2 protein-coding genes are annotated in these 1,258 nt (G+C 65.7%); both read right to left on the minus strand.

The window, feature by feature from the left end; translation table 11 throughout:
• Positions 1-45 precede the first annotated feature (45 nt).
• Positions 46-891, minus strand: a complete 846-nt coding sequence (locus tag FU658_RS14185; protein ID WP_255505632.1) for an IS3 family transposase — start codon at positions 889-891, stop codon at positions 46-48.
• Entirely contained in the window at positions 849-1,205 is a 357-nt protein-coding gene (locus tag FU658_RS14190) for a transposase (RefSeq protein ID WP_147892674.1), read from the minus strand. Before FU658_RS14190 ends, FU658_RS14185 begins: the two co-directional genes overlap by 43 nt.
• Between the last annotated feature and the right edge of the window lie 53 nt (positions 1,206-1,258).

Consider the following 1,258-nt stretch of genomic DNA (forward strand, 5'->3'; position numbering starts at 1 on the left):
CGCGCAGCGGTTGGGACTTCCTACGCAAAAGTGGACACTCTCGGGTTAGGCGCATTGCTCGTACTCGGCCGGAGATTGGTATCCCAGGGCGGAGTGTAGGCGCCGGTGGTTGTAGAAGTCGACGTAGTCGCGAACGGCCAGTCTTAGCTGGCTGTCGGTGTCGAAACTGCGCCGGTGGTACATGTCTGATTTCAGTGATTTGTTCCACGACTCCATGTGGGCGTTGTCGTTCATGCGCCCGCGGCGGTTGGCCGATTGAGTCAGCCCAAAGCGGGCCAGCTGGCGTCGGAAGGGGCGCGCCAGGAACTCCGCGCCTCGGTCGCTGTGCAGCACCGTCCCGGCCTGAGGTGGCCGCGTCCGCACGGCCGAGGCCAGCGCCCGACGGGTCAGCGATGCGGTGCGATCCGATCCCAGCGCCCAGCCGAGCAGCCGTCGCGAATGGCGGTCCATCACGGTGGCCAGGTAGCGCCACTGCCCCCGCATCCTGAGGTAGGTGACGTCGGCTACCCAGACCTGATCGACGCCGCTGGTCTGGACCTGGTGGGCCTTGCTCTCCACGCTGGCAATGAAGCGCGTCAGCCCCGGCAGTCGCCGGTACAGGCTCGCCGAGCACGCGCGGACACTGGCCTCGCGCATCAGGCGCTCCACCCGGCGCCGGCCAATGCACTGGCCCTCACGCCGCAGCGCGGCGTGGACGCGAGGGCTGCCGTAGGTTTGCTGGCTGTCGGCGTGGACAGCGCGGATCTTCGCCAGCACCTGGGCGTCGCCCAGCGCTCGGGCGCTCGGCGGCCGGTCCCGCCAGGCGTAGAAGCCTGAAGTGCTCACCCCATGCAGCCGGCACATCACGCTCACCGACGCGGCGGCTTGGTGGTGCGCGATGAAGGCGAAGATGTCGGCCTTGGACTGGAAGTGAACGCGATGGCTTTTTTTAAAAGGTCGTGCTCGACCTTGAGCTGCTCGTACTGCTTCTTCACCTGGCGCAGCGCCTTGAGCTCGGCCGCCACCGCCTTGTCCACCTCGACACCTTTGGTCACGATCAGGCCCTCGCGTGCGTGTTTTCGCCAACGAGACAGCATGAAGGGGTGGATGTAAAGCGACTCGGCCACGTCCTGGACGCGGACGCCGGGAAGTTGGCTCAACCGCACGGCGGTGGCCTTGAACGAAGCGGTGTAGCGGTACGTGGTTCGTGGACCTGGCTTGGCCATGAAAGACACTCCTGAAGTTAGATCAGGGTGTCCACTAAAGCGGAGGAACTACC

The organism is Alkalisalibacterium limincola (genome assembly GCF_008017755.1).
Classification (GTDB): Bacteria; Pseudomonadota; Gammaproteobacteria; order Xanthomonadales; family Xanthomonadaceae; genus Alkalisalibacterium; species Alkalisalibacterium limincola.

Excerpts from the sequence above, each read along its gene's own strand:
- FU658_RS14190 (WP_147892674.1), bottom strand. The coding sequence starts at position 1,205 with ATGGCCAAGCCAGGTCCACGAACCACGTACCGCTACACCGCTTCGTTC.